The following is a 26,025-nucleotide window of genomic DNA, read 5'->3' on the forward strand; positions in this document are numbered from 1 at the left end:
GGAACTACAAATGAAATTAGCAAAGCGAGTAGCTGCTTTAACACCATCTGCAACTTTAGAAATTACAGCAAAGGCACAAGCATTAAAAGCAGAAGGTCATGATGTAATTGGATTAGGGGCAGGAGAACCTGACTTTAATACGCCAGAACATATTATGGATGCTGCACATAAAGCGATGTTAGAAGGACATACGAAATATACACCAACAGGTGGGTTACAAGCGTTAAAACAAGAAATTGTGAAGAAGTTTACTCGTGATCAAGGAATTGCGTATGATCCGTCTGAAATTATTGTATGTAACGGCGCAAAGCATGCATTATATACATTATTCCAAGTACTACTTGATGAAGGTGATGAAGTTATCATCCCTACGCCATACTGGGTAAGTTATCCGGAACAAGTAAAGCTTGCTGGTGGTAAGCCAGTTTATGTAGAAGGCCTTGAAGATAATGAATACAAAATTACAGCGAAGCAGCTGCGTGAGGCAATTACAGAGAAAACGAAAGCAGTTATTATTAATTCACCGAGCAATCCAACAGGAATGATTTACAGCAAAGAAGAATTACAACAGCTTGGAGAAGTATGTTTAGAACACAATATTTTAATCGTTTCAGATGAAATTTATGAGAAATTAATTTATGGTGGAGCAGAATATACTTCGGTTGCCCAGCTTTCTAATGCATTAAAAGAACAAACACTTATTATTAATGGTGTATCTAAATCTCATTCTATGACAGGATGGCGTATTGGATATGCAGCAGGAAATAAGCAGCTTATTAAAGCGATGACGAACTTAGCGAGTCATAGTACGTCAAACCCTACTTCAATCGCTCAATACGGCGCAATCGCGGCATATGCAGGCTCACAAGAACCTGTAGAAACAATGCGTCAAGCATTTGAAGAGAGATTAAACATTATTTATGATAAATTAATTCAAATCCCTGGCTTTACTTGCATTAAACCACAAGGTGCATTTTACTTATTCCCTAATGTAAAAGAAGCAGTAGCTTTATCAGGATACGAAACTGTTGATGATTGGGCAAAAGCTCTATTAGAAGAGGAAAAAGTAGCTCTTGTACCAGGTACAGGATTTGGTGCTCCAAATAACGTTCGTTTATCATATGCGACATCTCTTGAACAAGTGGAGAAAGCATTAGAACGTATTCACACGTTTATGAAAAGTAAAGTGCAAGCTTAATTGTATATTTTATTAATGTAATACAAAAACCTTCCTACATAATAGGGAGGTTTTTTTGACGAATTGTGGCAAAAAGAAATAGCGAAAGGTGTGTTATACTAGAGAGCGAGGTGTTTGGTGATGAAAAAGAAAATGATGTTACAGTGGTTTGAGCAGGGAAGCATTGCAATTCCAAAATTACTTATGATGCATTATAAAAAATTAGGGTTAAATGAAACAGAATTTATGGTTGTACTTCATGTACATACATTTTTAGAATCGGGCAATTCATTTCCGACTCCGTCAGAGATTTCAGAACGGATGACGATTACCGAAATGAAATGTATGGAAGTAATTCAGGCATTGATTCAAAAAGGTTTTTTATCACTAGAAGGTGGACAAAAATCAGAAGCGATGATGTGTGAAAGTTATTCTTTACAACCGCTATGGGAAAAAATATTGCATTTCTTAATGAATGAATCAATAGAGGAAGAACAAAAAGAAATAAAGCAATTGCAAGTAAATTTATATACAGTATTTGAAAAAGAATTTGGAAGACCACTTTCTCCATTTGAATGTGAAACGTTGGGAATGTGGGAAGATCAAGATCAACATCATCCGAATTTAATTCAAGCGGCCCTCAGGGAAGCTGTAATGAGTGGTAAGCTTAATTTCCGATATATTGATCGTATTTTATTTGAATGGAAAAAGAATGGTATTAAAACAGTAGATCAAGCCCAAAACCAAGGACGGAAATTTAGAGCAAATCAACAACGAACGCAGCAAACGACAAAACAAGAGACGAAATTTACTGGAAAAGTGCCTTTTTATAATTGGTTGGAGCAGTAATGTAGGAGGAAGTATATGTTAAATAAAACGCAAATTCGCTATTGTTTAGACACAATGGCGGATATGTACCCAGAAGCACATTGTGAATTAATTCATGATAATCCATTTGAACTAGTAATCGCGGTAGCATTATCTGCACAATGTACAGATGCACTTGTAAATAAAGTGACGAAAAATTTATTTCAAAAATATAAAACACCAGAAGATTATTTAAGTGTTTCGCTAGAAGAATTACAACAAGATATACGTTCTATTGGTTTGTATAGAAATAAAGCAAAAAACATTCAAAAATTGTGCAGAATGTTATTAGATGATTACAATGGGGAAGTGCCGAAAGATCGAGATGAGCTTACGAAGTTACCAGGTGTAGGTCGGAAAACAGCAAACGTAGTTGTTTCGGTAGCGTTTGGTATTCCGGCAATTGCTGTTGATACGCATGTAGAGAGAGTGAGTAAACGGTTAGCGATTTGTAGATGGAAAGATTCGGTGTTAGAAGTAGAAAAGACATTAATGAAGAAAATTCCGATGGATGAATGGAGCGTTACACATCACCGTATGATTTTCTTTGGACGTTATCACTGTAAAGCGCAGCGACCACAATGTGAAGAGTGCCCTTTACTAGAAGTATGCCGAGAAGGAAAGAAGCGAATGAAGGGGAAATAAAGGATGGAGCGAGTGATAGAAATACCGAGAGAATTTCGGTGCTTACCATTTTTTAAAGAAAGTATAAATTCGATTGCGTATTATACAGAACAGTCATTTGAAGAAACAATACAAAAGACTTATTTTATATATGATATGGAAAGACAATATGAGCCGTGGAATGAAATTGAAAACAGTATTCCGGTAATGTTGAATGTATGGAAAAATAAGCATGAGGACATTGCTACTTTATTTCGAAACAGAAAGAAACAAGAAGCTGAAGGTCCGATGATTCTTTTTGCAGCACATTTATTATCAATTGTATATTGGCTAAATGAGCAACCTGTTCATAGTTTGAATAAAATAGAAGATTTTACGAGTGAATTGGAAGTGCAACCAGTTAATTTTATAGAGCGATATTCGTTCATTATAAAGAAACCGAATAATTATCATTCTTATATTCAGTTAGCGCAGTTGTATATTGAAATAGAAAAACTATATGTAAAGAAAATGATAACAAAAAAGAAGTCCTATTCTCGTTAAGAGAAAGGACTTCTTTTTTTGTATTAAGACTCTGTTGTAACAACATTTCCGTCTGCGTGAGGTGTATCTTCGCCGGTATTTTGTTGTTGTTGTTGCTCTTGTTGTTTCTGAGCTTCTTCTTCAGCTTTTTTTCTAGCTTCCTCTTCAGCTTTCTTTTGAGCCTCTTCTTGCTGTTTACGTTGTTGTTCTTGTTGTTTTTTAGCTTCTTCTTCAGCTTTTTTTCTAGCTTCCTCTTCAGCTTTCTTTTGAGCTTCTTCTTGTTGTTTACGTTGTTGTTCTTGTTGTTTCTGAGCTTCTTCTTCAGCTTTTTTAGTAGCTTCTTCTTGTTTTAATTTGTCTTCATTGGCCTTTTTCTGAGCTTCCTCATCAGCTTTTTTCTTAGCTTCTTCTTCAGCCTTCTTCTTAGCAGCCTCATCTTCAGCTTTCTTCGCGTCTGGAGTTCCTCCAGGCGCAGTGAAGGATGCACCAACGGCAGGGCTTGTTCCAGTACCTTTTTTCGCTACTACAGAGAAGCTGTAAGTAACGCCTGGTTTAATACCACCAAGAGTAGCTGTCGTACCTTTTATTGATAAACTACCACTTGAACCGTCAGTCGCTTTATAGCTTGCGGCATACGCATCAACTTCTGCTGGTCCAGACCAGTTTAGTGTAACTGTGCTAGCGCCATCGAAAGTGACATTAAGACCACTAGGTGCATCTACTTTAATTTGTTTCACTGCATCCTTTTTAGCGCCTTTTACGTACAATTCACCATTTAATTCTTGTACAGAAGAAGGGCGTTCGAAACGAGTTTTATCTGTAGCGAATTTACTCATCATTACTTGGAACATTTGCTGTGCAATTCTAGTATAACGATCACTAATGTAGTTTTCTGGGCCATTTTTTTCGTACCCAGTCCATACTGCCATTGTATATTGCGGTGTATATCCAGCGAACCAGCTATCTCTGTTTGCATCAGCTGGAATACCATATTCTTTTATAACGTCTGCATCAAAGTTTTGTGTTCCTGTTTTACCGGCAACATCAACACCTGAAACGTATGCTGTTGGACCCGTACCACCAGAACCAGGTTTTACTACGTCACGAAGAACGTCAGTCACCATGTAAGCTGTGTAGTCTTGCATCGCACGTTGTTCTTTCGGTTTAAAACTTTTCTTTTTCCCATCTGGGAAGATAACTTCTTTTACGAAGTGCGGTTTATTGTAGTTCCCACCGTTACCAAAGGCTGCATATGCACCTGCTACTTGTAATGGAGAACTATCGTTACTACCAATTGCTGTTGATTCATATGTTTTGCCGTCTTTAAATGTCATACCTAAACCTTCAGCAAACGCTTGTGACTTAGGAAGACCAACCGCTTGAGCTGTCTTTAAAGCGGGAATGTTTAATGATTTTTTCAAAGCTTCACGTAGTGAAACGTCACCTTTGTAACTATTTGTTGCATTTCGTATTTTTTTACCATCGGAATACGTATATTCTGAGTCATTTAATTGATGGTATGTAGACCATTGTAAATTCTCAATTGCTGGACCGTAGTCGAAAATTGGTTTCATTGTTGAACCAACTTGGCGTTTTAAATCAGTGGCCATATTATGACCTTTGAAAGTAGACTTACTTTCTTTACGCCCAGCTCCAATTGCTCGAACTTCTCCAGATTGTGTATCCATAAATACGAATGATCCTTGGAATTGATCGTTCGGATACTTAATAAGATTGCCATCCATAATTTTATCAGCATAATCTTGCGCATCTTGATCAAGTGTTGTATGAATCGTTAAACCATCTGAACCGATATTTACATCGGGATATTCTTTTTCAACTTCTTTTACAACAGCATCTAAAAATGCTTGATACTTCATCTCCGTTACTTCTGAAGATGGTTGAAGACCTTCAGTTACAGGGATTTTCGTTGCGTTATCCATCTCAGCTTTTGTTATATAACCATGTCGATTCATTAATGATAATACGACGTTTCGACGTTGTGTAGCTCTTTCAACGTTGTCTTTTTTTGTAGGATCATAAATATTAGGACCTTGGGGTAAACCTGCAAGCATTGCAGCTTCATGTAACTGTAAGTCTTTTAAATCTTTGTCATAATATTTTTTTGCTGCTGTTGCAATACCGTACGAACGGTTACCTAAGTTAATCTTATTTAAATACATTTCTAAAATTTCATGTTTAGAGTATTGTTGCTCTAATTTGTAAGATAGGTACCATTCTTGCACTTTTCTCTTTGCAGTTTTGTCCATCGTTAGAAAATAGTTTTTGACTACTTGTTGTGTAATCGTACTACCACCTTGAGATCCGAATCCCCCAGTGACATTTTCCATAACTGCTTTTGTAGTTCGTTTAAAATCAATTCCATTATGATCATAGAAACGTGAATCCTCAGTTGCAAGGAATGCATTTTCAACTACTTTTGGAATTTGATCATACGTAACGTGGGTTCGTTTTTCAGCACCGTATTCATAGAAAAAGTTCCCGTTCTTATCAAGAAACTTTGTTGATAAAGGGTTGACAAGTTTTGATTTGTCTAATTTTGGAGCATCCTTCACCATAACAAAGAAAGCGGACACGCCAGCTACAAGACCAACGATACCAAGAAGTAGACAACCTATAAGGAATTTTTTAAAAAAGGAGCCTTTTTTCTTTGGTTTTTTCTCTGTATTTGTTTCTTGCTTTTGATTTTTTACATGATTTCGTTCTGTACGAGAACGATAATTATCTGACATTATACTTTCTCCTACCTTTCATTCTCTCCCCAAAAGTCGAAAAAAGAGCCTTAGTGATGACTCTATCACGAAAAATAAACCGTGTCTAGTACACGGATATAATCAATCCGAGGGTGATAACCGCATGATAATAAGGATCCATGCTCTTCTATTTCTTCTTTCGTAATCGATTTTCTTCCACCTGTATTTTGACGATTCCAAAATGCAATAATATGTTTTGCATCTAATAAATAAAGTTCATCAAAAAGTGTAAATTTAATAATAACAAATGCAATTCCATTATGAGCGATTACTTGCTTCATATGCTCAATTTGATGAAGGTGGAAGTTTTGAAGTGGAAAACTCGTTTTATTTTTTGTTTCTTTCGCTTCAAAATCGATGTATTTCCCTTTATATACACCGTTGTAATCTGTTGTAGAAGGTTGTTTAAAATACGCTTCTTTTACCACTGCAGCACTTCGAGCGGGGTAATCCACTTTTACAATTTGAAGAGGTGTAGGTTTTTTATGTACGCATGCAATATTATGGGTTAAGTAATATTCATTCGTTTCATTCAATTCCTCTTCAAGGGACATACCTCTATTACTGTAAGTATGTTTTTTAATTGGTGTTTTATGAGGTTGTGAAGCTTGATTGTACCGTTTTCCATTTGGGTAACGAATGGTCATAGTGTGTCCACTCCCAACTTGCTAAGAATTACTTACAAAGGTGATTATAACAAAAAATGAAAAAAGATGTGACCTTTTTGCAGAAAGGTATGATGACTTATTCATGTTTACATGGAATGATTATGAAAAAATTAAACAATATCGTAAAAATACGGTCTGTACAGAGAAAGAAAAAACAATGGTTTACAACATGAAGAGGGAAATAGAAATAGCTAATATGGACAACATTTCTCGAACAGAGTGTTATCAAGAATATTATGTAAGAAATAGTGAGATTAGGTGGGCTTTTTTAGCAAGTATGGTCTCAAGAAATGCAGGATGGAATATGACTGATTTAGAAGGGAGATATTATGCTACTGTTTTACCTCAAACAGTAAAAAAACATTTGTTTTTAACTTACGAAGAAGCAAATTGGATTATTTTTTTAGATGCATTTCCTCAGCTGTTGTTATACGAAGAAAGTAAGAGGAGGCAGATCCCACTATTCCATTTGTTACAATATTTTAACGTATCCATTTTTATGGAAAAAGAATGGATATATTTTTGGGAGAAAAAAGATATAAATAGACTTATGACAGCGCTTATTATAAATGAACAAAATAAAATTCAAAAACCAGTTATTGAGAATGCATACTTTAAAAAACATGTATTCCATACAGCCCTTTTTAAATTACAAGAAATGCTTCATATTAGTGCCGTTATATTCCCAACCGTTGAAGGGAAGGTGTATGGTTTTTCAGTTTATCAATTTGAAACGTTACAGAAGCGTATAGAACTAGGAAAGAAATTAGCAGCGTTACTGTTCCATCCGAATTACAAAAGTTTATTCCATAGATTTGCATCGCAAACGATACACACAGGATCAAGAACAGATTATGAATGTTATGTAAGTGAAGCTAGAAAATCTTGTACACCAGCTCTTAGAGAAGTTTATCCTGCTGTTGCACATGATGAAATAAGTATGAGAGATTGGTTTTGTAGAGATACGGAAATAAATGAACTATTTTTACGAGAAGAGTATACGGGTGAAGTTGATATAACAGAATGGTATAAAAGAAAGAGGGAGCAAATCTATATTGCTTCCACCGTAAATCGTTTTGTTAAAAGGATGGATGAGTTCGTGATATAATAAAAAAGAAGTCCCGTCTTCATAAATGAAGACGGGACTTCTTAATGTGAAGTAACCCTACTATGCGTGGTAAACATTTAATCTCAAAACGTAATGAATATAAGAGATTAAAGAAGTTTCACTTTATGTAGCAGGGAAGTTTGGACCATCTAATTTTGGATTGCCAGTTTCGGGTTTATTTTGTTTATTTTGTTTTTTCTTTTTTTCGTTTTTGTTCTTTGCCATTTTCATGCACCTCCTTTTTGTATTGTTACCATTTCTATAAATGACATACAAAATGATTTCTTTGACGAATAACAACTAGTTTTGTCATGTGGGCAGGAGTGAAGAATCATTCGGCGAAATTACATGACAAAGGAAAAGCAAAGAAGGAGGCGTTTTGTATATGGCGATGGTTCAGAAGGAAGATGTAATGAAAACAATGGATCAAATGTTAAGTTCTCTCGATTTGCTGGAAATGAATATAGGGATTAGAATGAATCATGCATTAAAGGATAAGAGTGAAAAAATATGCAACAAGATAGAAATAACAGAAATGCATATTGAGCATATGGAAAATAAATTAGTGCATCACGAAGAAAAAGGGAATTGGGTGAAGGCATTTCAAAACGTCGTAGTGAGTGCATAATAAGGTGGGAATAAAATGAAGTATGAGGCATTAATACAGTCTTCGGAAAAACTTATGCAACATAATAATGAAGCAAATGTGAAAAAAAGAGAAATGATTGAATACGATTTTTATAAGGATATGAAACCGTTTGTAGATATGGTAGATGAGGAATTAAAAGTGTGGAAAGAATTAGCTTATGAATGGATTAAGGAAGAAAAACCGAAGTATATACATGTTCAGCAAATTGATCAAGTGTACGATAATTTACAAACAAATGTGTTGCAATGCTTTGTAAATAAAGGTAAAGGTAAGCGATTCTTTGAAACGCATCAAGCCATTTCGTATACTTTGCAAAATATAATTGAGCAATGTAAGTAACAAGAGGGAAAACCCTCTTGTTTTTTATGCTTCTGTCACTGTTGTAGGTTTTGTTGCCCCGTTTATTTCTAGTTCTTTTATTACTGTTCGGTAATCTGAAATACATATTTTCCCTTCGAGATACCAATGTCTCGCAAAGTCTAACAATTCATTTACATTCTCTGTGTAATACCCCTTTTTTTGAGAAAACGCTTGTTTTAAATCCCCTAATACCATGTTGATTCCTCCCCCATGAGAATCTTCTTCTTTTTTATCATAGCATGGAAGGGTTTTCTTTTATAATTTTTTAAAAATTTAAACTTCCGACAAAAATAGACAGATACTCCGTCACACAAATTATTTTACAAGTACATATTATATATGTAGAAACTTATGTGAAGGAGGAGAGAATGCATGTTTCAACAATCTAACGTATATCAGCAATCTAATCCATATGCACAGCAAAATATGTACCAATATAATACGGATACATATTTACGTTATAATATGTATCCTTTCGAGCCTCATTATGGAAATCAAAATTATTACCAGCCATTTGAAGTATCGTTTATGAATCAACCGCAGCAACCGTATATGAATCAACAACCGCAACCTTATATAAATTCACAATACTATATGCCACCACCATCTCCCTATGGCAATCAACAAGCGATGTTTTATCCACCAAAACAACCGTATCCGACACAAAATAAACAAAAGCAACAGCAGCAACCAAGTCAATTTTCTAGTTTTGTTTCCCAATTTAAAAATTCAGATGGTAACTATGATGTAAATAAAATGATGAATACAGCTGGACAAATGATGAATGCGATGAATCAAGTGACAGGTATTGTAAAGCAAGTGGGAGGCTTTTTTGGTAAGTAATGTCGAAGGTTTGTCTATAAAAGCATTGGATAGAAAATCAAAGACTAGACAAATTTCCTTAGAATAAATGGGTATATATAACAAGCGGCTTACCCTTTTTTCTCATACTGTAAAGTGTAATCAGATTTTTTTATGAGAGAGGAGAGAAAAACTATGCATCATTGTCATCCTTGCTTTGGAGGGCATAAGCCTACAGGACCTATTTGTACAACTGCTCCTGTCATTCATCCGACGAAACAATGCGTAACACATTCTTTTTCAACAACGGTGGTGCCACACATTTTCCCGACGCATACAACACATGTACATCATCAACAAATTAAAAACCAAAACTTCTTCCCGCAAACAAATTCAAATGTAAATGTTGTGGACCCAATCGATCCAGGATTCGGCGGATGTGGACCATGTGGCCATGGTCATCATCACCACCACCACGGTCATCAAATATCCCCATTCGGACCAGGACCGAATGTATCGCCGTTTGGACCAGGACCAAATGTATCACCATTTTTACCAAACAATGTATCACCAGTAGGTCCGAATATTGGACCAAACGTTGGTGGAATATTTAAAAAGTAAATGATATGTTAGAACTAGCGAAATGCTAGTTCTTTTTTTGTAATTGGAGTGTTGATATGAAAGTTATTGCAGTAACAGGCTATAAGCCCTTTGAACTTGGAATATTTAAAAATGATCATCCAGGAGTAGAATGTATAAAAAAGGCGTTGCGTCGTAAATTAATTGCTTTTGTAGAAGATGGTTTAGAGTGGGTTATAATAAGTGGCCAGTTAGGTGTAGAATTATGGGCTGCTGAAGTTGTTTTTGAAATACAAGTAGAATATCCAGATTTAAAATTAGCGGTATTTACTCCATTTTTAGAACAAGAAGAAGGTTGGAAGGAAGATAACCGTGAATATTACGAATTTATTCTCTCTCAAGCAGACCATGTTGATAGTATCACAAAACGAAAGTACGAAAGCCCAGAGCAATTTAAATTAAAAAATCAATTTTTTATTGAAAAAAGTGATGCACTTTTAGCTGTATATGATGAAGAAAAACCAGGGAGTCCTAAATATATTGTAGAAGCGGCAAAGAAAAAAGGAGAAATAGAAAATTATCACAGTTATTTCATTCTTTTTTCCGATTTACAAGATATAATAGAAGAGGAACAGTGGAATAATGCTGAGTAATATGTAATATAGTACTCGTATATATGATTGACAAAAAGCATTGTTTCTGAAAAAATTTAGTTAATGAAAGTTTTGGCAAAAATTTGAGGTGAAGAAAATGATTTCGGATAAAATTAAATTAACGGCAAAAGATATTTTAGAAAAAGAATTTAAAACAGGTATGAGAGGTTATCAACAAGAAGAAGTAGACAAGTTTCTTGATATGATCATTAAAGATTACGAAGCTTTTCACAAGGAATTTGAGCAATTAAAGCAACAAAATGCTCGTTTAAAGCGTGAACTAGAAGAACAAAAGCTAGCAGCAACGCAAGTTCCACAACAACCAGTTGTACAAACACCAGTTGCACAACCAGTATATAACAACACGAATACGGACATTTTAAAACGTCTATCGAATTTAGAAAAAGCTGTATTTGGAAGTAAGTTATATGAATAATTTCTGGTGATAAAAAGGTTACAGCATTTTACATAGAAAAAAACATTGCAAAATCTTTTTGTTTCCACTATACTAATGGATGTCATAACGTTTGGGTAATCGCTGCAACGCCAACGTTGTAGAGGAAAGTCCATGCTCGCACGGCCTGAGATGGCTGTAGTGTTCGTGCCTAGCCAATTCATAAGCTAGGGTATTCTGGCTGTAAGGCTGGTTTAACGGCAGGGAAAAAACCTAAGTCCTATCGGATATGGTTTGACTACCTTTAAAGTGCCACAGTGACGAAGTCCTTGAAGAAATGATAGGAGTGGAACGAGGTAAACCCCACGAGCGAGAAACCCAAATAATGGTAGGGGAATCTTTTCCAAGGAAATGAACGATGGGAAAGGACAGGTTGTATAACCTGTAGATAGATGATTGCCACCGGAGTACGAGGCGTGGGCCGTTTGCAGTACAAAGGAACAGAACATGGCTTACAGAACGTTATGAACCAACTATGAAATAACTCAGCTCTCCTTTGTTAGAGGAGGGCTTTTTATTTGTATGAAGTTATAAATTATGAGTTAAAATGGTTAATGAGAAAATTCTTCGTAAAATGTAATAATTAATAGGATAAATGGCTATTAATTATTGTTTGAATATACATAAGAGGTGAATGCAAATGGGAAAAGTTACTTTAATCGCAACAGCGGCAATGGGTATTGAAGCTTTAGTTGCCCGAGAAGTTCGTGATCTTGGTTATGAATGCCAAGTAGAAAACAGCAAAGTAACATTTGAAGCAGATGAAAAGGCGATTTGTCGCACGAATTTATGGTTACGTACTGCGGACCGTGTGAAAATTAAAGTTGGCGAATTTAAAGCGACAACATTTGATGAGCTGTTTGAGAAAACGAAAGCATTAAACTGGGGAGATTATATTCCAGAGAACGGTGAGTTCCCTGTTATCGGTAAATCTTTAAAATCTGAGTTATTCAGTGTTTCGGATTGCCAACGTATCGTTAAGAAGGCTGTTGTTGAAAAATTAAAAACAACATATAAACGTACAACTTGGTTTGAAGAAGATGGCCCGTTATTCCGTATTGAGATTGCAATGTTAAAAGATATCGCAACATTAACAATCGATGCGAGCGGTGTTGGACTTCATAAACGTGGATATCGTGTGGATCAAGGGGAAGCTCCTTTAAAAGAAACATTAGCTGCGTCTTTAATTAAATTAACAAACTGGAAGCCAGATCGTCCTTTCGTGGATCCTTTCTGTGGATCAGGTACAATTCCGATTGAAGCAGCATTAATTGGACAAAATATCGCACCAGGTTTTAACCGTGGTTTTGCATCGGATGAGTGGGGCTGGGTTGGTAAACAAAACTGGCGTGAAGCTCGTCAAGAAGCAGAAGATTTAGCGAACTATGATCAACCATTGCAAATCATTGGATCAGATATTGATCATCGTATGATCCGTGTTGCTCAAGATAATGCAGAAGAAGTCGGTTTAGGCGATTTAATTACATTTAAACAAATGCAAGTAAAAGATTTCACAACAAAAGAGGATTATGGCTATGTTGTAACGAATCCTCCATACGGAGAACGTTTAAGTGAAAAAGCACTTGTTGAACAACTGTATAAAGAAATGGGACAAGTATTCCGTCCATTAGACACATGGTCGGCGTATGTATTAACAAGTTACGAAGCATTTGAGAAGTGCTACGGAAAAGATGCATCGAAGAAACGTAAACTGTTTAACGGATTTATCCGTACAGATTACTACCAATACTTCGGAAAACGTCCACCTCGTAATTCATAGTATAAAACTCCTCCAGCGCGCATATACTGGCTATTATGTAATGCGTAAAGGAGGAACTGATATGGATAGTTTCCAATTATCAATGATTCAAAAAGCTATTCACCGTACGTATGATGAGCTCGGAAAAGAAGTGGATAGCCAAGGTGCGATTGTAGATGAAATACAAAAAGCACAAGAAGAATATTTGTCAGCTCTTTCACATGAAACAGCGATTGATAAACGGTATTTAAAGTCATTAATATAGAAGAAAATTTTCCTTTTTCGAAAGGAAAATTTTTTTTCGTGTATTTCTATGTATTGCAACAGGGGAAAGTGGCTGCACACATATGAGTAGCAGTTGCTATATCTTTTATAGAAAAACTTTTTGGTTGGAGGCTAAGGATGTTTACTGAGAAGAGATTACCATTTGAAGTAGGGAAACAAGACAATTTTTATGATAAGTTGAATGAGTGGATTGGAGATGTGTTTTACGACATCCTTCCGGAAAAAGGCTTTGAAGAGCGTGATGAACAAATTTTTATGGCGTTTCAATTAGAGCGTGCTTTCCAAGAAAAGAAAGTTATGTTCGCAGAAGCTGGTGTAGGAACCGGGAAAACAATTGTATATCTTCTATATGCAATTTGTTATGCACGTTATACTGGAAAGCCAGCGATTATCGCTTGTGCAGATGAAACGTTAATTGAGCAGCTTGTGAAAGAAGAAGGGGACATTGCTAAATTATCTGAGGCATTAGGCTTATCGGTAGATGTAAGACTTGCGAAATCAATGGATAATTATTTATGTTTACGTAAACTTGAAGATGTTATGAGTGGACGAGCTCCAGAAGTAATTGAAGATGTATACTACGAATTACCGCAGTTTGTATTCGATCATGGTACGATGCAAAACTTTACTCACTACGGTGACCGAAAAGAATTTCCGCTTTTAAATGACGAGGAATGGTCAAAAGTAAATTGGGATTATTTCCAAGATTGCTTCACTTGTGATTCTCGTCATCGTTGCGGGCAGACTCTATCACGTGAACATTATCGTAAAGCAGCAGATTTAATTATTTGCTCTCAAGATTTCTATATGGATCATATTTGGACGTATGATGCTCGTAAGCGTGAAGGACAAATTCCGTTATTACCAGAAAGTAGTTGTGTTGTATTTGATGAAGGACATCTTGTAGAATATGCAGCTCAAAAAGCTTTAACATATCGTTTAAAGCAAACGATGATGGAGCAACTTTTAACGAGATTATTACAAAATGATATTCGCGAGGAGTTTGCGCATTTAGTAGAAGAAACAATTTGGCAAACAGAGCGATTCTTTGATGTGTTACAAGAGAATAAAAAAGAAATTGCTGGTTCTGATCGTTTAGAAATTACTGTGACAGAAAAAGTAACGGCTGAAGCGAAGCGACTTTATGCGAAAATTGGTGAAGTCGGTGATGCATTAGTATTTGAAAGTGAAATGCATACAGTAAACACGTATGATTTAAATATCGTTGATGAACATTTAGATGTATTAGAGCATTCACTTCGTCTGTTTATGCACGAGAAAAATGTAATTACATGGGGTGAAGAAGGTGATGGAGCTTTCACGTTAGTAATTATGCCGCGTGCAGTTGAAGAAGTATTACAAGAGAAAGTATTCTCGAAGAAAATCCCGTATATTTTCTCTTCTGCTACATTATCTAACAACGATTCATTCGCATTTACAGCAAATAGCTTAGGGGTAAAAGATTACTTATCATTCTCAGTTGCCTCCCCGTTTGATTACGAAGAGCAAATGGCAGTAAACTTACTATCTCATACGAAAGAAAATGAATGGGAAAGAAAGTGTCAATATACACTTGAAAATATACAAAAAACAAATGGACGTACACTTGTATTATTCCGTACAACGCAAGAACTTGCAGCGTTTAAAGAATATGTAAGTAAAGAACAAATGTCAGTTCCGTTCCTATATGAAGGGGACCAAGAAATTAGTCAGCTTGTTTCTCGTTTCCAAAATGAAGAAGAGACTGTACTTTGTGCCGTTCATTTATGGGAAGGTTTAGATATTCCTGGTTCATCATTATCACATGTTATTATTTGGTCATTACCATTCCCTCCAAACGATCCTGTGTTTGAAGCGAAGCGTAAGCACGTAAATGATCCATTCTGGGATGTAGATGTACCATATATGATTTTACGTCTTCGTCAAGGGATTGGCCGTTTAATTCGTACGAGCGAAGATAAAGGTGCTATATCAATCTTCTTATCTGATACAGAAGATGAGAAAGTGGTAGAAGCAGTGAAAAACGTACTACCAGTAGAAGGTAAAGAATTATAAGGAGAAAGCTTGGCGCTTGCCAAGCTTTTTTTCTATTATAAAAGGAATTTAGATTTTCATGTCGAATTAAGTTTGAGGTAGAAAAAGGAGGTTTTTATATAATGACAGTAGCTACATATGAAGTAGAAAAACAATTTTTAACATATGTGAAGAAGATACAAAATTACGGAGAAGCGTTAAGCTTAATGTTTTGGGACTTAAGAACAGGTGCGCCTAAAAAAGGTGTAGACCAGCGTTCAGAAGTAATTGGCATGCTTTCATCAGAAGTGTTTGCTATGTCGACTTCAGATGAAATGGGAAATTATTTAACAGAGCTTGAAGATTTAATACGTGAAGACAAGCTTTCTGAAACGACGAAGAAAATGGTGGAAGAGTGCCGTAAAGAATATGATAGAAATAAGAAAATTCCACAAGCGGAATATGAAGCGTATGTGAAATTAGAAGCGAAAGCAGAAAGTGTGTGGGAAGAAGCTCGCGAAAAATCTGATTTCGAAATGTTCCGTCCGTATTTAGAACAAATCGTTGAATTTAAAAAGAAATTTATTACATATTGGGGTTATGAAACATATAAATATAATACATTATTAGATATGTATGAGCCGGGCATTACAGTAGAAGTGTTAGACCACGTATTTGGTCAACTTCGTGAGCGTATCGTACCGCTCGTAAAAGAAATATCGGATTCGCAAAAGAGATTAAAGACAAGTGCTTTATCAGAACATTTTTCAAAAGAAAAACAAAAAAACTTTACATTAGAGCTATTAAAGCAATTAAATTATGACTTTGAAGCAGGTCGTCTTGATGAAACGGTACATCCATTCGAAATCACATTAAATAGGGGGGATGTTCGTATTACGACACGCTATGACGAAAAAGATTTCCGTATGGCTGTGTTTGGCACAATTCATGAATGTGGTCATGCTGTATATGAACAAAATATTGCAGAGAAATTTGAAGGTACACCGCTATGTAGTGGAACATCTATGGGTATTCATGAGTCACAATCATTATTCTTTGAGAACTTTATCGGTCGTAATAAATCATTCTGGAAGAAAAATTATGATTTATTAAAAGAGTATAGCGATGGTCAATTCAATGATATATCAGTAGATGAGTTTTATGATGCGATTAATGAATCAAAGCCGTCGTTTATTCGCATAGAAGCAGATGAGCTTACATACCCGCTTCACGTTATGGTTCGTTATGAACTTGAGAAAGAGTTATTTGATGGCACATTACAAGTGAAGGATTTACCAGCGGCTTGGAATGATAAGATGGAAGCATATTTAGGAATTCGTCCGGCTAACGATGCACAAGGCGTATTACAAGATGTTCACTGGGCTGGTGGTTCATTTGGATACTTCCCATCTTATGCGCTTGGCTATATGTATGCAGCGCAATTTAAGCAAAGAATGGTAAAAGACATTCCGAACTTTGATGCATTATTAGAAGAAGGAAACGTAACACCAATTCGTGAATGGTTAACAGAAAACATTCACCAATACGGTAAAACGAAAAAGCCACTTGAAATTTTAGCAGATGTAACAGGTGAAGGATTGAATGCAAATTACTTAGCAGATTATTTAGAAGCGAAGTATAGAGAGATTTACGAGTTATAAAAAAGGGCTGCTTACTTGCAGCTCTTTTTTTTAAGGGGATAGAAAAATGGAGTATACTTATACAGTGATGACGCAAGAAGAAGCAGAAGAAATTGCATACAACTGGCATTATGAAGGGAAATATTCCTTTTACGATATAGAGGCAGATGAAGAAGATTTAGCCGAATTTTTACAAGATAAGAGTAGAGGGAATCATACATTTTCTGTGAAGGAAAATGGCACTCTCATTGGTTATTTTACTGTTTGTAAAATAAATGATGGAACGGTTGATATAGGTCTTGGAATGAGACCTAATATAACTGGGAATGGATTTGGTTTACAGTTCATAAATGCTATACTAGCTTTTAGTAAAGAAAAATATGGATGCAAGTATATAACACTATCAGTAGCTACATTTAATAAAAGAGCGATTAAAGTGTATAAAAGGGCAGGGTTTGAAGCAGTTGGGACGTTTATACAGAAGACGAATGGTAGTTATTTTGAGTTTTTGAAAATGAATTATATATGTAAAAATGATTAAAAAAACAGAAGAATCTCCTTCTGTTTTTTTATGCAGAAATAAATCTTACTATTTGTAATTGGAAGTTTTGTAATTTTGGAAGAGGATGTGTATGATTGAAGTTTAATGGTAAATAGCAAGTTTAGTAAGGAGAGACAGCATGATTACAATTAAAACGAAAAATGAAATAGGTTTAATGCATGAATCTGGAAAATTACTTGCTTCATGTCATAGAGAAATTGCGAAGATAATGAAACCAGGTATTACAACAAAAGAAATTAATACGTTTGTGGAAGCGTATTTAGAAAAACATGGTGCAACGTCTGAGCAGAAAGGGTACAACGGATATCCATATGCGATATGTGCATCTGTAAACGATGAAATGTGTCATGCATTTCCGGCCGATGTTCCTTTGACTGAGGGTGATATTGTAACAATTGACATGGTAGTAAACTTAAATGGTGGTCTTTCAGATTCTGCTTGGACGTATAGAATTGGAAAAGTTTCTGATGAAGCAGAAAAGTTATTACTAGTAGCTGAGAATGCTTTGTATAAAGGCATTGAGCAGGCGATAATCGGTAATCATGTAGGAGATATTGGTTATGCGATTGAAAGTTATGTAGCTGCTGAAGGTTTTTCTGTCGCAAGAGACTTTACGGGACATGGAATCGGTAAAGAAATTCATGAAGAACCAGCAATTTTTCATTTTGGGAAGCAAGGACAAGGGCCTGAGTTACAAGAAGGAATGGTAATTACAATTGAGCCAATTGTCAATGTAGGTATGCGATATTCGAAAGTAGATTTAAATGGATGGACCGCGAGAACGATGGACGGGAAATTATCAGCTCAATATGAGCATACAATTGCGATTACAGAAGATGGACCAATCATTTTAACGAAGTTATAATTGGGAATGAAAGAGTTTACAAAACTCGAACGAAAATGATGTTTTTATAAAATTTGTACGTGTTTTATGAATAAAAGCTTTTCAAAGTATAAAAAGTGCGTTATAATCCTTCTATAAAATAAATAGTTAGCTACACTCATATAATCGCGGGGATATGGCCTGCAAGTTTCTACCGAAGTACCGTAAATACTTTGACTATGAGTGAGGACGAATATATTTGCTTGTTTAGCATTCTTTTTTGCGAAACTCCAAAAGCGCGTCTCTCACTTGTAACGAGTGGTGGCGGCTTTTGGAGTTTTTTTATTGCATAAGAGGGGGAACAAACATGAAAGTATTACAAGAAAAGATTTTGAACGAAGGAAAGGTTTTATCTGGTGATGTATTAAAGGTAGATGCATTTTTAAATCATCAAATTGATCCAGTACTTATGCAAGAAATCGGAAAAGAATTTGCTAAACGTTTTAAAGAAGAGAACATTACAAAAATCGTGACGATTGAATCTTCAGGTATTGCACCAGCAGTTATGGCTGCATTAGAGCTTGGTGTAAAAGTAATCTTTGCTAGAAAGCGTAAATCGTTAACGTTACAAGATAATATGTATGTTGCAAACGTATATTCATTTACAAAACAAGAAACGAATGAAATTTCGTTATCTCGAAATCATATTGATGAAAGTGATCGCGTTTTAATTATTGATGACTTTTTAGCAAACGGTCAGGCTGCTTTAGGTTTAATGAGCCTAGTAGAGCAAGCTGGAGCAAGTATTGCTGGACTTGGTATTGTTATTGAAAAAGCATTTCAAGATGGAGGAAAGAAGCTTCGTGAACAAGGCGTTCGTGTTGAATCACTAGCAGAAATTGCATCACTTGATAATAACGCAGTTACATTTGTACAGCAAGAAACTGCGGAGGTGAAATAAACGATGAAGCAACATCCAATTAAAATCGCATCGCTTGGTATGCAGCATATGCTTGCTATGTATGCTGGCGCAATTATCGTTCCGCTTATAGTGGGCGGCGGACTTGGTTTAAATCAAAAAGAGTTAACATATTTAGTCTCAATTGATTTATTAATGTGCGGCGTTGCGACAATTTTACAAGCATTATCAAATCGCTTTTTCGGTATTGGACTCCCAGTTGTACTAGGTTGTACATTTACAGCCGTTGGGCCGATGATTGCAATCGGAAAACAATACGGCGTATCCTCTATTTATGGAGCAATTATTGCTGCGGGGTTATTCGTTGTTATTTTTGCGAAATTATTTGGAAAGCTTGTAAAGCTGTTTCCACCTGTTGTAACAGGATCTGTCGTTACCGTAATTGGAGTTACACTTGTTCCAGCAGCAATTAATGATATGGCTGGAGGAGTAGGAAGTAAGGATTTCGGTAGTCTTGAAAATTTAGCATTAGCATTTGGTGTGTTACTATTTATTATCATTATGTATCGTTTCTTCGACGGATTTATTCGTTCAATCTCTATTTTACTAGGTCTATTGTTCGGTACAATCGTTGCAGCATTTATGGGGAAAGTAAGCTTGCAAGCGGTTGGAGAAGCGGATTGGTTCCATGGTATCCAGCCATTTTATTTCGGTACACCAACGTTTGAATTAACGCCAATTATTACGATGATTCTCGTTGCTTGCGTAGGGATTGTAGAAGCGACAGGTGTTTATTTTGCATTATCTGATATTTGCAATAAAAAGATTGGTGAAAAAGAATTAACAAAAGGGTATCGTGCAGAAGGATTAGCGATGGTGTTAGGTGGTATTTTCAACGCCTTTCCGTATACAACATACTCACAAAACGTAGGGCTTGTTCAATTAACTGGAGTAAGAAATCGCGTGATTATTTACACGTGTGGTGGTATGTTAATCGTTCTTGGATTCATTCCAAAAATCGCAGCTATTACAACAATCATTCCGAAATCAGTACTTGGCGGTGCGATGTTAGCGATGTTCGGTATGGTAATGGCATATGGTATTAAAATGTTAAGTAGCGTTGATTTTGGAAGACAAGAAAACTTATTAATCGTTGCATGTTCTGTTGGGATCGGACTAGGAGTTACTGTCGTTCCTACATTATTCTCACAACTTCCAGAAAGCATTCGTATTTTAACAGATAACGGAATCGTACTAGGAAGTGCGTCAGCAGTCCTTTTAAATATCGTATTTAATATGGTGCCACAGCGTAAAGTGAAAGTAAAAGAAGAGCCGGTGTCTATGCAAAGTGCGGTAAGAGAAGCGTAAAATTGATAAAAGGTTCAAATCGCATGCGATTTGAACCTTTTATTTTTGTGTTGTTTACGAGACCTTGCTTTTCTTTTTAAGTGGCATCATCTTTCCGTACGTACCAAGGCGCCATATATACTCAAGTGGCCCGTATTGGTAACGTGACAGCCACCAGCGGCTAATAAAGATTTGCAGCGTGTAGAAACCGATGCAAAATAGTGGTCCTACCCATAATGGAGCAAGATAATCATTTTTGAATAATATTCCGAATACAAGCAACGTAACAATTGTATGCGAGATATAATTTGTTAATGCCATTCGACCAACGTACTGGAACGGACGTAATATCTTTTGCCATTTTTCTTTTTGTAATAAACGCATGAGCGTGAAAATGTAGAATATGAATAATGTCTTTCCGCTTATCATCGTAATACCCATAAGTGAAAATGGTGTGTATGGTTGATTGTTCATAAAGAAGTAAACCATAATAAACCACATCGGTAATGTTAAAACAAACATAATAATTTGCCATTTCTTTAGTTTTGGATCTAATTCTTTCGCACGGCGGAAAATATCTTTTTTACCGGCATATAATCCGAGTAAAAACAATCCTAGTGTTTCAGGAAGCATAATAAGACTGTTACTTATTGCTTCAGAGTAGAAAGAATAGAATCGGTCTGTGATTTGTACGCCCCAGTTTTCTAACGGCATAATTGCTGTGGAAAGGCCTAACTCCTCTACTGGCACGATTAACATGACAAGAGAACCTAATAAAGTGAACAATTGCATGAAACTTAATAGTACAATTGACCATATTAAAATAGTACGTGGCTTTCTTTTGTAAAATAAAAATAAGAAAAACCCGGTAATTGCATAAGTATGTAAAATGTCTCCGTCCCATAAAAGAACGTAATGTAAGAAACCAAATAATAATAAAATAAGTAAGCGACGAACAAATAAAGTTTTTGGTCGATCTGTTTTCGCTTCAGCACGAGTCATAAAAATGTAAAATCCTAGGCCGAATAAAAACGAAAAGATAGTATAAAACTTTGTTTGAATAAACATATCGTAAAATAGACGGATATAGCTATCTAGCCCCTCGTAAACTCCTGTAATATCACGTGAGTCAATCCCGGCGATAACAGGCCAGTTCACAAGAAAAATACCAAGTACAGCTATTCCTCTAATAATATCGATGGAGTGTATCCTCTCGCCTTGTGAAATGTTTTGTGTCATTATTTTCCTCCTTGTTAAGTAATTCCCTTTTATTATACAAAATGTAAGATGGAGGGTATAGGGTGGATTTCCATTTTTTTTAACTATTAAGTTATGTAAGATGAGATATAATAAGAGTGCACAACAAGTTTTAATCTTCTTCAAAACAGGCAGTGAAGCTCCTTCTTATAAGGGGCTTTCTTTATGAAAAAGTGTTGATAATGATTCTCTTTAATGATAAAATGTATTCAAAAGTGATAATCATTATCAAAAAAGGTTGGTGCATGAGTATGGTATATGCATTAGTAGCAGGTACAGTCGCTGTATATGCAGTTATTGCAAAGTATGTTTTAAATGGAGTAGGAACAGCAAAATGAGTGATATTACATAAAATCCCTTTCATTTGTAAAAAGAATGAAAGGGATTTTTTATTTTTAATGAGAATATGCTGAAAATTTAGTATGATAGTAAAGTGAAAAGGTAATCAATGAGTAGGTGCATTTCTCATTGGTTATTAGCTTGCAAATAGCATATACATCTTGGATAAAGGGGAACAAGGGGATGACAAACATAGTACAGACAAACGGTATGAAAAAGCTTGTTTGTTTTTATGAAGAGTGGCAAAAACACGGCGATGCAGAGAATAGTTTAAAGTTGTTTGAAGTAATTCAAAAATATAAACGAGAGCAGCTTATGATAGCATTCTGCGGTCACTTCTCAGCAGGGAAATCAACGATGATGAATCATCTATATAAAGCGCAGTTGTTACCGACAAGTCCAATTCCGACAAGCGCTAACGTCGTTAAAATTGAAAAGGGATTTGATCGTGTTGTTGTAACGATTAAATCTGGAGAGCAGTACGAATATGACGGTGCATATTCAGCAGAAGAATTAAAACAAATTTGTAAAGATGGCGATGAGGTAATTGGTGTTCATATTTATCGGAATGATGCACCAATTCCTGAAGGTGTTATGTTAGTTGATACACCAGGGATTGATTCAACAGATGATGCCCATCAACTAGCGACAGAATCAACGCTGCATCTAGCAGACGTAATTTTTTATATGATGGATTATAATCACGTCCAATCGGAAGTGAATTTACAATTTGTTAAAGAATTGAAACAACGTAATAAAACGGTTTATCTAGTTGTAAATCAAATAGATAAACATAAAGAAAATGAATTATCGTTTGCAGATTATAGCGATAGTGTAAAACAATCATTCTCTAACTGGGATATTGAAGTAGATGGAGTTTATTATACATCATTACGAATGATGAACCATCCACATAATGAAATTGAAAACCTAGAAACGTTAATTACTTCTATTATGAAAGAAAAAGAGCAGTATGTAAGAGATGGAATGGTGCGAGAAACAGAATATTTAATGGGGGAACATTTCTCGTTTATTCTTTCTGAAAATGAAAAAGCTCTTTTGAAATATGAGGAAGAGTTAGCATCACCGCTTTCCATTTCAGAAATAGTTGAAAAGAAAGAAGAGCTAACGGAAATGAAACATCGCGAGGCTAATAAAGAGTCTCAAATGAGAAATGAATTTATAAAAGGCTTACAAGCTATATTAGATAACGCGTATTTAATGCCATTTGAAATGAGAGAATTGGCAAATGCGTACTTAGAAACGAAATTAACAAAATTTAAAGTTGGTTTGCTATTTGCGAAAGGAAAGACTGAGCAAGAAAAACAGAGACGTTTAGATGCTTTTTATGCTGCTTTGCAAAAGACTGTCGAAACGCAACTTGATTTTCATGTGAAAGAATTTATTGTTGCCTTCTTAAAAGAAGAAGGGTTGTTTACAGAAGAGATTGGGAAAGACATATATGATTTAGAAATTGCTTTTGGACCAGAAATGTTAGCAGAAGTAATTAAACAAGGTGCAGGTTTCACAGGTGATTACTTACTTCTTTATACAGCGGATGTAGCGAATGAATTAAAGAAACGTTATTTTACAAAAGCACAGCAAATTTTTGATAAAAGTGCAGTCGTTTTAAAGCAAAAGGTAAAAGAAGCAGTTGATCGTATTGAAGAAGAGATTGAAACATATACGATGTTGCAAACGGCGAAAGAAACGAAATTGCAATACAGTAACAATTTGGAGGCATATGAAGGCTATTTACAAAATGTTTGGCATGATCGTGTTGCTACACCAGAAGGATTGCAAATAGAAGAGATATTGCAAAGTAAAAAACAAATTGTTAGTGAGAAATTCACACTACAAGAGCAGGAAATTGTAAATGATAACGTAACGGCTCGTGAGGAAGAGATAAAAGGAACGGCAGCTTTAAATATTCAGCGTATATTAGAGAAAGTGAAGAAAGCTGAAACGATATTAGAGCCATTGCCAGCGCTAAAACATGTACAGCAAGAGGTAATAGAAAAAAGGCGCCGTGTGGAAACGAAACAATTTACAGTAGCATTATTTGGAGCTTTTAGTGCTGGGAAATCATCATTTGCCAATGCATTGCTTGGTGAGAAAGTACTTCCAGTGTCACCAAATCCGACGACGGCAACGATTAATCAAATTTTGCCAGTTACAGAGGAAAAACCACACGGAACAGTAATGGTTCAATTTAAATCAAAGCAAGCCTTATTAGAAGATATGAAAGCTGTTTATAAGCTGTTTCATTATGAGATTACTACGTTAGATGAAGCGTTAGCGCAGATTGATAAAGTTATGAAATACCCTTCACCAACTGGGAAGCAAAAAACAACATTTAGCTTTTTACGAGCAGTACAAAAAGGGTATGATACAGTTTCTGCACATTTAGGCGAGAAAGTACAAGTTACATTAGAAGAGTTTTCTGATTATGTAGCGAATGAAGAAAAATCTTGTTTTGTTGAGTACATGGAGCTTTATTATGATTGTGCATTAACAAGGCAAGGAGTAGCGCTTGTAGATACACCTGGAGCGGATTCTATTAACGCCCGCCATACAGACGTTGCGTTCCAGTATATTAAAAACGCAGATGCTATTTTGTTTGTCACGTATTATAATCACGTGTTCTCTCGTGCTGACCGTGAATTTTTAATTCAGCTCGGTCGTGTAAAGGATACTTTTGCTCTTGATAAAATGTTCTTCTTAATTAATGCGGCCGATTTAGCAGAGTCTGAAGAAGAACTTGAAATGGTAAAAGGTTATATCGCAGACCAGCTACTACAATACGGTATTAGAAATCCACGTTTATTTGCAATTTCAAGTTTATGTGCGCTTGAAGAGAAACAAGGAAAAAATATTGAGAAAGAGAAGTACGGTATTTTACAAAACTCTGGGATTGCTAAGTTCGAGGAATCATTTACATCCTTTATGATGAGAGATTTAATGCTCGTATCTGTTCATGCTTTATATGGTGCATTGCAAGGGGCAGATCAGCTGTTAGTAAATATGATAAATGGTGCAAAGCAGGGGAATGAAGAGAAAGAGAAGCAAACGAAAAAATATGAAGCAGAGCGTGATCAACTACTTCATATCATTTCATCATATAGTGTACTTGCTGAAGAACAGGCGATGCAAAATGAAGTGAAAGAATTGCTTTATTACGTGCAACAACGTCTATTCCTACGCTATAACGATGTGTTTACTGAATTTATTAATCCAGCATCGCTTCGAACGGATGGAAATGTGAAAGTGCAGTTGCAGCAGTGTGTTATGGAATTAGTAGCATTTATTCAGCATGATTTATTACAAGAAATGCGTGCGACATCATTACGCCTTGAAAGATGGATAGATGAAGCGATGAAGCGTGCAAAGAATGAAATTGTGGTGAACTGTAAAGTAGAAAATGAATCAATTTCTATGAATGGAACAGTGGAATATGAATATAAAGATATTACACATAAAGAACCGTTTCCTTCAGTTGAAATAAAAGATTTCAAAAAAGCATTGGCACACTTTAAAAACGAGAAAAGCTTTTTTGAAAAGAATGAAAAAGCCTTTATGCAAGAAGACGCTAAATCTGTATTAGAACCTCTCGTATCAAACTATGTAGCTGATGAAAAAGATTTATTTGTTCATCATTATAAGCAAGAGTGGGATTTGAAATGGAACTTATTCCAAAAAGTGATGCAGCAAGATGTAATGAATTATTATGAAAGTGTATTATTTGCATTGGCTGAAACGATTGATGTATCACTATATGAACAAAGTAAAGAACAATTGCAAAAGCAATTAGTAGAGATTGAAAAAGAAATGTATGTGATGTAGTC

At 35.5% G+C, this 26,025-nt stretch carries 25 protein-coding genes, 1 other RNA gene and 1 riboswitch; of the genes, 21 read left to right on the plus strand and 5 right to left on the minus strand.

Going from position 1 to position 26,025, the window contains the following annotated elements; all coding sequences use genetic code 11:
* Nucleotides 1–10: 10 nt before the first annotated feature.
* The 4 genes from aspB (at nt 11) to NST14_RS08180 (ending at nt 3,211) form a co-directional block, all read left to right on the plus strand.
* Nucleotides 11–1,198, plus strand: a complete 1,188-nt coding sequence (gene aspB / locus NST14_RS08165; RefSeq protein WP_000761548.1) for an aspartate transaminase AspB — start codon at nt 11–13, stop codon at nt 1,196–1,198.
* 120 nt (nt 1,199–1,318) lie between these two features.
* Complete coding sequence (gene dnaD / locus NST14_RS08170) at nt 1,319–2,026, plus strand: DNA replication protein DnaD (RefSeq protein WP_000728540.1); 708 nt, start codon at nt 1,319–1,321, stop codon at nt 2,024–2,026.
* A 15-nt stretch (nt 2,027–2,041) separates the two neighbouring features.
* Nucleotides 2,042–2,689 (plus strand): endonuclease III, encoded by a 648-nt coding sequence (gene nth, locus NST14_RS08175; RefSeq protein ID WP_000933025.1) that lies wholly within the window; start codon nt 2,042–2,044, stop codon nt 2,687–2,689.
* A gap of 3 nt (nt 2,690–2,692) precedes the next feature.
* Nucleotides 2,693–3,211, plus strand: coding sequence for a YpoC family protein (locus NST14_RS08180; RefSeq protein ID WP_000442682.1), 519 nt, complete (start codon nt 2,693–2,695; stop codon nt 3,209–3,211).
* 23 nt (nt 3,212–3,234) lie between these two features.
* On the opposite strand, the gene NST14_RS08185 is transcribed toward NST14_RS08180, so the two are convergent.
* Nucleotides 3,235–5,943 (minus strand): PBP1A family penicillin-binding protein, encoded by a 2,709-nt coding sequence (locus NST14_RS08185; protein WP_229142942.1) that lies wholly within the window; start codon nt 5,941–5,943, stop codon nt 3,235–3,237.
* 65 nt (nt 5,944–6,008) lie between these two features.
* Nucleotides 6,009–6,611: a Holliday junction resolvase RecU gene (recU, locus tag NST14_RS08190; RefSeq protein WP_000155592.1), complete on the minus strand. Its 603-nt coding sequence runs from the start codon at nt 6,609–6,611 to the stop codon at nt 6,009–6,011.
* Between the two features lie 103 nt (nt 6,612–6,714).
* On the opposite strand from recU, the gene NST14_RS08195 reads away from it, so the two are divergent.
* Entirely contained in the window at nt 6,715–7,740 is a 1,026-nt protein-coding gene (locus tag NST14_RS08195; RefSeq protein ID WP_033688403.1) for a DUF2515 domain-containing protein, read from the plus strand.
* Between the two features lie 123 nt (nt 7,741–7,863).
* Here the strand turns inward: NST14_RS08195 and NST14_RS08200 are convergent, their stop codons facing one another.
* Complete coding sequence (locus NST14_RS08200; RefSeq protein ID WP_001982922.1) at nt 7,864–8,040, minus strand: hypothetical protein; 177 nt, start codon at nt 8,038–8,040, stop codon at nt 7,864–7,866.
* Nucleotides 8,041–8,125: 85 nt separating this feature from the next.
* Between NST14_RS08200 and NST14_RS08205 the strand changes: the two genes are divergently transcribed.
* Both NST14_RS08205 and NST14_RS08210 read left to right on the plus strand, forming a co-directional pair.
* The gene (locus NST14_RS08205; RefSeq protein WP_001252039.1) at nt 8,126–8,368 is read left to right on the plus strand and encodes a hypothetical protein; all 243 of its coding nucleotides are present in this window, start codon (nt 8,126–8,128) and stop codon (nt 8,366–8,368) included.
* A 15-nt stretch (nt 8,369–8,383) separates the two neighbouring features.
* Nucleotides 8,384–8,728: a YppE family protein gene (locus NST14_RS08210; protein ID WP_000872959.1), complete on the plus strand. Its 345-nt coding sequence runs from the start codon at nt 8,384–8,386 to the stop codon at nt 8,726–8,728.
* A 24-nt stretch (nt 8,729–8,752) separates the two neighbouring features.
* Here NST14_RS08210 and NST14_RS08215 read toward each other — a convergent pair whose 3' ends face one another.
* The gene (locus NST14_RS08215; protein WP_000242664.1) at nt 8,753–8,944 is read right to left on the minus strand and encodes a YppF family protein; all 192 of its coding nucleotides are present in this window, start codon (nt 8,942–8,944) and stop codon (nt 8,753–8,755) included.
* A gap of 177 nt (nt 8,945–9,121) precedes the next feature.
* On the opposite strand from NST14_RS08215, the gene NST14_RS08220 reads away from it, so the two are divergent.
* The 13 genes from NST14_RS08220 (at nt 9,122) to pbuX (ending at nt 20,605) form a co-directional block, all read left to right on the plus strand.
* Nucleotides 9,122–9,592 carry a YppG family protein gene (locus tag NST14_RS08220; RefSeq protein WP_000487707.1) on the plus strand — a complete coding sequence of 157 codons (471 nt, stop codon included), beginning with the start codon at nt 9,122–9,124 and terminating at the stop codon, nt 9,590–9,592.
* 153 nt (nt 9,593–9,745) lie between these two features.
* Nucleotides 9,746–10,171, plus strand: coding sequence for a CotD family spore coat protein (locus NST14_RS08225; RefSeq protein WP_000546265.1), 426 nt, complete (start codon nt 9,746–9,748; stop codon nt 10,169–10,171).
* Between the two features lie 56 nt (nt 10,172–10,227).
* Complete coding sequence (locus NST14_RS08230) at nt 10,228–10,782, plus strand: DUF1273 domain-containing protein (RefSeq protein WP_000862920.1); 555 nt, start codon at nt 10,228–10,230, stop codon at nt 10,780–10,782.
* A 97-nt stretch (nt 10,783–10,879) separates the two neighbouring features.
* Nucleotides 10,880–11,218 (plus strand): cell division regulator GpsB, encoded by a 339-nt coding sequence (gpsB, locus tag NST14_RS08235; RefSeq protein ID WP_000622430.1) that lies wholly within the window; start codon nt 10,880–10,882, stop codon nt 11,216–11,218.
* A gap of 87 nt (nt 11,219–11,305) precedes the next feature.
* Nucleotides 11,306–11,696, plus strand: an RNA gene (gene rnpB / locus NST14_RS08240) — RNase P RNA component class B.
* A 180-nt stretch (nt 11,697–11,876) separates the two neighbouring features.
* Nucleotides 11,877–13,016: a THUMP domain-containing class I SAM-dependent RNA methyltransferase gene (locus tag NST14_RS08245; RefSeq protein ID WP_000521234.1), complete on the plus strand. Its 1,140-nt coding sequence runs from the start codon at nt 11,877–11,879 to the stop codon at nt 13,014–13,016.
* Nucleotides 13,017–13,077: 61 nt separating this feature from the next.
* Nucleotides 13,078–13,260 (plus strand): DUF3921 domain-containing protein, encoded by a 183-nt coding sequence (locus tag NST14_RS08250; protein ID WP_000376895.1) that lies wholly within the window; start codon nt 13,078–13,080, stop codon nt 13,258–13,260.
* 137 nt (nt 13,261–13,397) lie between these two features.
* The gene (locus NST14_RS08255) at nt 13,398–15,335 is read left to right on the plus strand and encodes an ATP-dependent DNA helicase (protein ID WP_000493701.1); all 1,938 of its coding nucleotides are present in this window, start codon (nt 13,398–13,400) and stop codon (nt 15,333–15,335) included.
* Between the two features lie 101 nt (nt 15,336–15,436).
* On the plus strand, nt 15,437–16,954 hold the full coding sequence (ypwA, locus tag NST14_RS08260; RefSeq protein WP_073536401.1) for a carboxypeptidase: 1,518 nt from the start codon (nt 15,437–15,439) through the stop codon (nt 16,952–16,954).
* 46 nt (nt 16,955–17,000) lie between these two features.
* Nucleotides 17,001–17,474, plus strand: a complete 474-nt coding sequence (locus NST14_RS08265; protein ID WP_000456878.1) for a GNAT family N-acetyltransferase — start codon at nt 17,001–17,003, stop codon at nt 17,472–17,474.
* A gap of 139 nt (nt 17,475–17,613) precedes the next feature.
* Entirely contained in the window at nt 17,614–18,360 is a 747-nt protein-coding gene (locus tag NST14_RS08270; protein WP_048557436.1) for a type I methionyl aminopeptidase, read from the plus strand.
* A 116-nt stretch (nt 18,361–18,476) separates the two neighbouring features.
* Nucleotides 18,477–18,578: riboswitch (purine riboswitch) on the plus strand.
* A gap of 107 nt (nt 18,579–18,685) precedes the next feature.
* Nucleotides 18,686–19,279, plus strand: a complete 594-nt coding sequence (locus NST14_RS08275) for a xanthine phosphoribosyltransferase (protein ID WP_000866490.1) — start codon at nt 18,686–18,688, stop codon at nt 19,277–19,279.
* A 3-nt stretch (nt 19,280–19,282) separates the two neighbouring features.
* Nucleotides 19,283–20,605: a xanthine permease PbuX gene (gene pbuX / locus NST14_RS08280; protein ID WP_000809240.1), complete on the plus strand. Its 1,323-nt coding sequence runs from the start codon at nt 19,283–19,285 to the stop codon at nt 20,603–20,605.
* Between the two features lie 54 nt (nt 20,606–20,659).
* On the opposite strand, the gene NST14_RS08285 is transcribed toward pbuX, so the two are convergent.
* On the minus strand, nt 20,660–21,823 hold the full coding sequence (locus NST14_RS08285; protein ID WP_229142943.1) for a DUF418 domain-containing protein: 1,164 nt from the start codon (nt 21,821–21,823) through the stop codon (nt 20,660–20,662).
* Between the two features lie 540 nt (nt 21,824–22,363).
* Between NST14_RS08285 and NST14_RS08290 the strand changes: the two genes are divergently transcribed.
* Nucleotides 22,364–26,023 (plus strand): dynamin family GTPase, encoded by a 3,660-nt coding sequence (locus tag NST14_RS08290; RefSeq protein ID WP_229142944.1) that lies wholly within the window; start codon nt 22,364–22,366, stop codon nt 26,021–26,023.
* Nucleotides 26,024–26,025 lie beyond the last annotated feature (2 nt).

The organism is Bacillus sp. FSL W8-0519, assembly GCF_038005585.1.
Lineage (GTDB): Bacteria > Bacillota > Bacilli > Bacillales > Bacillaceae_G > Bacillus_A > Bacillus_A paranthracis.